The sequence below is a fragment of the Herbaspirillum sp. GCM10030257 genome (assembly GCF_042666555.1).
Classification (GTDB): Bacteria; Pseudomonadota; Gammaproteobacteria; order Burkholderiales; family Burkholderiaceae_D; genus Noviherbaspirillum.
This window is the reverse complement of record NZ_JBHTDH010000040.1, coordinates 20,743-28,126: the sequence shown is the minus strand read 5'-3', so window position 1 is coordinate 28,126 and position 7,384 is coordinate 20,743. Positions and strand designations below refer to the sequence as shown.

Sequence of the window (7,384 nt, the reverse complement as noted above, 5' to 3'; positions counted from 1 at the left end):
GGCCAAACGCACCATCGAGGAGCTCTGGTCGATCATTGGGGAATTAATGGACGACTTCGCTCCAGATGAGTGTGAGCGGTATATCCGACACGCCGGCTATGGCTAGTCAACGTGAAAATGCTCTAGAAGCCGACTTGGATGCCCTCGATTGGTGAATCCCTCGACCTGTGTCTACGGTGTAACGCGTAAGTCGTCCTGACTTGTTCGAACCAGGTGCAGTGTACACATTGCGGTATTAAATAAACAAGGCCGGCATATAGCCGGCCTTGTCATTACATGGCTAAGGTCTCAGCGGGTAACGTGTCTACGATGCGTACCGTACCCGCCATCAACGCCATTAATCCACTTTGACGCCATCTGCTACATCACGGAATTCCGCCAGTTTGTCAAAGTTCATATAACGGTAAATATTGGCGGCATTCTTTTCAATGACGCCGATATGTTCCATGTATTCAGCCTTTGTCGGGATCTTGCCGAGAGTGGAACAAACTGCGGCGAGCTCGGCTGAACCGAGATACACGCGAGTATCGAGACCGAGGCGATTCGGGAAGTTACGTGTCGACGTCGACATCACTGTCGCGCCTTTTCGTACCTGCGCCTGGTTACCCATGCACAGCGAGCATCCTGGCATTTCCATCCGCGCGCCGCTACGACCCAGCGTCCCGTAATGACCTTCTTCAGTCAATACCTGCTGATCCATCTTGGTCGGAGGAGCGATCCACAGGCGAACCGGAATATCGGTCTTACCTTCGAGCAGTTTGGATGCAGCGCGGAAGTGGCCGATGTTGGTCATGCATGAGCCCACGAACACTTCGTCGATCTTGTCGCCGGCGACTTCGGACAAAGGCTTTACATCGTCAGGGTCGTTCGGGCAGGCGACGATCGGCTCATGGATATCGGCCAGATCAATTTCGATGACTGCCGCGTAGTCCGCGTCGGCATCCGGCGCAAGAAGTTCCGGCTTCTGCAGCCAGGCTTCCATGGCCTTGATACGGCGCTCCAGCGTACGCTTGTCCAGGTAGCCATTAGCGATCATCCACTTCATCAGCGTGATGTTCGATGTCATGTACTCCATGATCGGCTCTTTATCGAGATGCACCGTGCAGCCTGCGGCGGAACGCTCAGCAGAGGCGTCGGACAGTTCGAATGCCTGTTCAACCTTCAGTTTAGGCAAGCCTTCGATCTCCAGAATGCGGCCCGAGAAAATGTTCTTCTTGCCCTTCTTCTCGACAGTCAGCATGCCTTGGCGGATTGCGTAAAGCGGAATCGCATTGACCAGGTCACGCAAGGTCACGCCAGGTTGCATTTCGCCTTTGAAGCGCACCAGAACCGATTCCGGCATATCCAGCGGCATGACACCTGTTGCTGCCGCAAACGCCACCAGACCAGAACCCGCCGGGAAAGAAATACCGATCGGGAAACGGGTGTGCGAATCGCCACCTGTGCCTACGGTATCCGGGAGCAGCAGGCGATTGAGCCAGGAGTGAATCACGCCATCACCGGGACGCAGGGCCACGCCGCCACGGTTGGAGATAAAGGTCGGCAAGGTCTGGTGTGTCTTGACGTCGACCAGCTTGGGATAGGCGGCGGTGTGACAGAACGACTGCATCACGAGATCCGCGGAGAAGCCAAGGCATGCCAGGTCTTTCAGCTCGTCGCGTGTCATCGGACCGGTCGTGTCTTGCGAACCCACAGTTGTCATCTTCGGTTCGCAATAGGTGCCCGGACGGATGCCCTGACCTTCAGGCAGGCCACAGGCACGCCCCACCATTTTTTGCGCGAGCGAGAACCCTTTGCTGGACGCGACCGGGTTTTGTGGCAAACGGAACAAGGTCGACGGCGCCAGACCAAGCGCTTCTCGCGCTTTCGACGTCAGGCCGCGACCGATGATCAGCGGGATACGGCCGCCGGCGCGCACTTCGTCAAAAAGAACGTCAGACTTGACGGTGAATTCGGCAATGACTTCGCCGTTCTTGAGTGCCTTGCCTTCATAGGGACGCAGTTCGACCACGTCGCCCATTTCCATTTTGGAGACGTCCAGCTCGATGGGCAAGGCACCAGCGTCTTCCATGGTGTTGTAGAAGATCGGCGCAATCTTGGTGCCCAGGCAGACGCCGCCAAAGCGCTTGTTCGGAATGTAAGGAATGTCATCGCCGGTAAACCACAAGACCGAATTGGTCGCGGATTTACGGGAAGAGCCGGTTCCGACCACGTCGCCGACATAGGCAACCTGGTGACCCTTGGCCTTCAACGCTTCGATTTGCTTGATCGGGCCGATCTTGCCGGGTTCGTCGGCATTGATGCCTGGACGCGGATTCTTGAGCATTGCCAATGCATGCATCGGGATATCCGGGCGAGTGGTCGCATCCGGTGCCGGCGACAGGTCGTCCGTATTGGTTTCGCCGGAAACCTTGAAGACGGTGACGGTCAGGCTTTGCGGCACTTCGGGACGCGAGGTGAACCATTCGGCATCAGCCCAGGACTGCAGGACAGCCTTTGCATTGGCGCTGCCCTTGTCGGCCAGTTCCTTGACATCATGGAAATAGTCAAACATCAGCAGGGTGTTCTTCAAGCCCGCGGCTGCCACGGCGCCGACTTCAGCGTCATCGAGCACGTCGATCATCGGCTTGATGTTGAAGCCACCGAGCATGGTGCCGAGCAGACGAGTTGCCTCCTGGCGGGAAATCAGTGCGCAGCTGTCTTCAGCTTTCGCCAGTTTCTCCAGGAACGCGGCCTTGACCTTGGCGGCATCATCGACGCCTGCCGGAACGCGATAGGTGATCAGTTCAACAAGGTACTTTTCTTCGCCGGCTGGCGGGTTTTTCAACAAGGCGACCAATTCTTCGGTCTGTTTGGCGGACAAGGGGAGCGGTGGAATACCAAGTGCGGCGCGCTCGGCAACATGTTGACGGTAGTTTTCTAGCATAGGGCGCTCTTTTCTTTAGTAGCTTGATTAAAGGTAGCGAGACCGGACTTTCGTTCGTTATATCTGCTCGGACGGGAAGCCTCAGGCAATATTGTAGCGGACAACTCTTCTATAAGATATAAGAGTTGATCTCAAACAAGCAACTTTTCGTTGCTGATTTCATGAAATACAGTCCACCAAGTTGGCGCGCGCTGCTTTTACCTGAAAAATTGCTATTTTCTCTGGAGAATTTCTACGCTCGCCAAGGGAAGTGAACGTCCTCTTCATTTCGCAGCCAACTGTAGTCGCCAATTGCGCAGACGCACATCTACGCCTATATACCCGACGCGGTGCTGGTTTCCTCCATTCGCCTGCGGTACGATAGGTTCCTGAAATGGCTCAAACAGCGTGATTAGCATTTCGTCATCAGCCAATTGCCGTTCCAGTCTGTTCATTTTCCAGAATGCCGATACGCCGTACTTCAGTGCCCGTACCCTACCTGTACCCTTATAACCCAGCCCCAACCTGAAATTGAATTCAAGATGCCGCCTACTCTTGAAAACCCGTTTTATTACCTGGAAAATTTCGACACGGTCCTCGAATGGGTGTATACACGCTATCCCCATTTACTAAGTGTGGAGGAAGATCACTTCATTAAGCGCGTCGCCGCATTGCCACGGCCTTCGCGCGCCCTGCTGGTCCGTATGGTCATGCGCAAAGGACCATACTTCCGTGCCAGCAAGCTCATTTACGACGAAATTGGCTGCACACGACAAGCAGCAAGTCCCCTGGTGCAGCATGGATGGATCGACGATCAACCGCAACTGTCGCTCGACCACCTTGCCAGCCTGCTGACCAAGGGCGAACTCCTTGCCGCAATCGGACCGGTGCCGGGCGGCGGCACGATGAAGAAGGCAGATCTGGTAGAGCTGTTGCGTGCGCGTTTTGAAAGTCATCGCCGCTTCAATGAATGGCATCCGTCATCCGATGACTGCGTCTATGGCTTGTTGATTCATCCTCTCTGCGACAGGATACGGCTTCTGTTCTTCGGCAACTGCCGGCAAGACTGGTCAGAGTTTGTGCTCGCAGACCTCGGCATCTGGAAGTACGAAAAGGTGGAGTTGTCATCGACATCCCATGGACTGCGTTCACGTCACGAGGTGGATCATTATCTGCACCTCTTCGCCCTGGGTGAACGCTTTGAAAACGGCGAAGATCCGAACATTATTCTCAGTGAACTGCCGCCGCCGAGCACGGACAATGACTGGCTTGCCAGTCGGCGCGCGAAGCTCGTATTCAAACTGGCGCAACATTACGAACGTGCAGACTTGCTGCAGGATGCACTAGCCTTATATACATCCTGTACCTATCCCGGCGCGCGCATACGCGCGATCCGCGTCATGGAGCGATGTGGATTGAACGACGATGCCTACGCGCTGGCAAGTGCGGCGGATCTGAGTCCGGAGAGCGAGGCGGAAAAGCAGCAAATCTCCCGCATACGGCCGCGACTGCAACGCAGGCTGGGGATGCCGATGGTGGCGAAACTGCCTGCCGCATCAAGCCTCGCGCGCGTGGATTTGCAACTTCCGGCGCCGACAGCGTCGTTCTGCGTCGAACAACTGGTCGCCGAACACCTCGCCACGGCAGATGCACCACTCTTCTATGTAGAGAACACACTGATTAATTCGCTGTTCGGACTGCTATGCTGGGATGCCGTGTTTGCCCCTGTTCTTGGCGCATTTTTTCACCCCTTCCAGAGCGGGCCTGCCGACTTGTATAGCGGAGATTTCTTCCGTCGACGAGAAAAGGAATTCAGCACCTGCCTTTCACAACTGGACTCGCAAGAATACGTTGACACCGTCCTGCGGAATTTTGTGGAAAAAGCGGATACCCTTGCACCCTTTGTGGCATGGCAGCACATCAGCGAGGAGTTACTCCGCCTCGCGCTGCAGTGCATTCCCGCAGCTGATCTGAAGGCGATCTTCCATCGCATGCTCGCAGACATCCGCACCAATCGCGCTGGCTTTCCCGATCTGATCCAGTTTTGGCCGGATGAGCGGCGCTACCGCATGATAGAAGTAAAGGCGCCAAATGACCGCCTGCAGGACAATCAAGTACGCTGGCTCGATTACTTCATGATGCACGACATCCCCGTGAGTGTCTGCTTTGTACAATGGTTAGAGGAAGCGGCCTGACCATGGAATACCAGGTTGCGGTACGGGCGCTAGCGGAGTTCACGGCGAGGCGTGGTGATCTTGATTTGCGATTTACTCCGGCCCCAACTGCGCAGGAAGGCATTGCCGGTCATGTCGAAGTGACGGCGCGACGTGCGGCGGATTATCAACGGGAAGTCACCCTTGCATCCCGACACCGGCATCTGGTCGTCCGGGGCCGGGCCGACGGTTATGATCCGGCCTGCAACCGACTGGAGGAAATCAAGACTTACCGGGGCGATCTTTCCCGCATGCCGGCCAACCATCGTGCATTGCACTGGGCGCAGGCAAAAATCTATGCCTGGCTGCTCTGCGAAAAACTGCAACTGACCGAAGTAAACGTTGCGCTGGTTTACTTCGAGATCGGCAGCCGGCAGGAAACAATGCTAGAAGAACGCCATCAGGCAGCCGCGCTTCGGAGTTTCTTCATTGAACAGTGCGAGTCATTCCTGAGCTGGTCCACGCAGGAACTTGATCACCGTATCGCCCGCAACGCTGCCTTGTCTGCATTGCGCTTTCCGCATGCCGGTTTCCGCCCAGGCCAGCGCGCGCTGTCCGAAGCGGTCTATCGTGCGGCCAAGACGGGCCGTTGTCTTGCGGCGGAAGCACCGACGGGCATCGGCAAGACGGTGGGCACGCTGTTTCCTCTGCTGAAAGCAGTACCGAGTAAAGGCCTGGACAAGATCTTCTTCCTGGCGGCAAAAACGACCGGGCGTAGTCTTGCCCTTGATGCGTTGGGGCAGCTCAAAAATCACCAGCCCAGAATGCCCTTGCGTGTCCTTGAACTTGTAGCACGTGACAAAGCATGTGAATACCCTGACAAGGCATGTCATGGCGAATCGTGTCCCCTGGCCAAAGGCTTCTACGACCGGTTGCCACAGGCGCGAGCGGCGGCGGTCTCCGCGGGTTCACTGGACAAATCTGCATTGCGCGCGGCCGCGCTCGAACACCAGGTATGTCCTTATTACCTGAGCCAGGACCTTGTGCGCTGGGTCGACGTCGTGGTCGGGGACTACAACTATTATTTTGATAGTAGCGCGTTGTTGTACGGCTTGACGACGGCAAACCAGTGGCGTGTCACCGTCTTAACGGACGAAGCCCACAATCTGATTGAACGTGCGCGCAAAATGTACTCCGCTGAACTGGATCAATCCACCTTGCAAACCGTGCGGCGTACGATACCCGAAGCACTCGGCAAAGCGCTCGACAGGTTGCAGCGCCAATGGACCGCACTGAACAAGACCCAGGAGAGCGACTACAAGATTTATTCGGAGACTCCGGCAAAGTTTGCGAGCGCGCTGCAAAAGATGGTAAGCGAGATATCGGAGTTCTTTGCAGAAAACCCGGCGTACGTGAACAGCGCGTTACAGAATTTTTACTTCGAGGCTTTGCACTTTACGCGGCTGCTGGAAGTGTTGGACACACACTCGCTATTCGATCTTGCAAAGCGAGAACGAAACGAACACATCCGTTCGAGCATCGGTATCCGCAATGTCGTACCTGCAAAGTTTCTGGCGCCCCGCTTCACCGAAGCGCAATCCGCGATCCTGTTTTCAGCCACGCTCAGTCCGTGGCACTTCTACGCCGACATGCTTGGACTACCGTCCGATACCGCTTATATTGATGTCGAATCACCATTCAAAGCCGAACAGTTATCGGTATATGTGGCCGGCCATATTTCGACACGATATCGGCAACGCGAGCATTCGATTGCACCAATTGTTGCACTGATAGCCAAGCAATATCAGTCGCAAACCGGTAACTACCTCGCGTTTTTCAGCAGCTTTGATTATCTCGAAAAAGTGTCTGCGCTGTTCCGCGCGCGCCATCCGGACATCCCTGTCCGGGAACAGTCACGCGGCATGGACGAAGCTGCGCGTGACGCGTTTCTCGCGCGCTTTACACCCGGCGGTTGTGGAATAGGTTTCGCGGTCCTTGGCGGACCGTTCGCTGAAGGCATCGATCTTCCCGGTGAAAGACTGATCGGCGCTTTTATTGCGACGCTCGGCCTGCCGCAATTCAATGCAGTCAATGAAGAACATCGCGAGCGCATGGATGCCGCCTTTGGAAGCGGCTATGACTATACCTACCTGTATCCGGGACTCCAGAAGGTGGTGCAGGCAGCGGGGCGTGTGATCCGTACGCAATCGGACCGAGGCTACGTTTATCTGATTGATGATCGCTTCGCCCGTCCGGAAGTGCTCGGCTTGCTTCCTTCCTGGTGGAAGGTGGAGCGGCTTAGCTCGCACCGGTCTGATTAATCCGT

3 protein-coding genes are annotated in these 7,384 nt (G+C 55.9%); 2 read left to right on the top strand and 1 reads right to left on the bottom strand.

Features of this window, described 5'->3' with window-relative positions; genetic code table 11:
• Nucleotides 1-337 precede the first annotated feature (337 nt).
• Nucleotides 338-2,926: a bifunctional aconitate hydratase 2/2-methylisocitrate dehydratase gene (locus tag ACFQUU_RS26810; protein WP_382251320.1), complete on the bottom strand. Its 2,589-nt coding sequence runs from the start codon at nucleotides 2,924-2,926 to the stop codon at nucleotides 338-340.
• A gap of 521 nt (nucleotides 2,927-3,447) precedes the next feature.
• On the opposite strand from ACFQUU_RS26810, the gene ACFQUU_RS26805 reads away from it, so the two are divergent.
• Together ACFQUU_RS26805 and ACFQUU_RS26800 are read left to right on the top strand one after the other, a co-directional pair.
• Nucleotides 3,448-5,100, top strand: a complete 1,653-nt coding sequence (locus tag ACFQUU_RS26805) for a VRR-NUC domain-containing protein (RefSeq protein WP_382251318.1) — start codon at nucleotides 3,448-3,450, stop codon at nucleotides 5,098-5,100.
• A 2-nt stretch (nucleotides 5,101-5,102) separates the two neighbouring features.
• The gene (locus tag ACFQUU_RS26800) at nucleotides 5,103-7,379 is read left to right on the top strand and encodes a helicase C-terminal domain-containing protein (RefSeq protein ID WP_382251315.1); all 2,277 of its coding nucleotides are present in this window, start codon (nucleotides 5,103-5,105) and stop codon (nucleotides 7,377-7,379) included.
• Nucleotides 7,380-7,384: the final 5 nt, after the last annotated feature.

Bases quoted from the DNA above. Each gene is read 5' to 3' on its own strand.
- ACFQUU_RS26800 (WP_382251315.1), top strand. From the start codon at position 5,103: ATGGAATACCAGGTTGCGGTACGGGCGCTAGCGGAGTTCACGGCGAGG.
- ACFQUU_RS26805 (WP_382251318.1), top strand. From the start codon at position 3,448: ATGCCGCCTACTCTTGAAAACCCGTTTTATTACCTGGAAAATTTCGAC.
- ACFQUU_RS26810 (WP_382251320.1), bottom strand. From the start codon at position 2,926: ATGCTAGAAAACTACCGTCAACATGTTGCCGAGCGCGCCGCACTTGGT.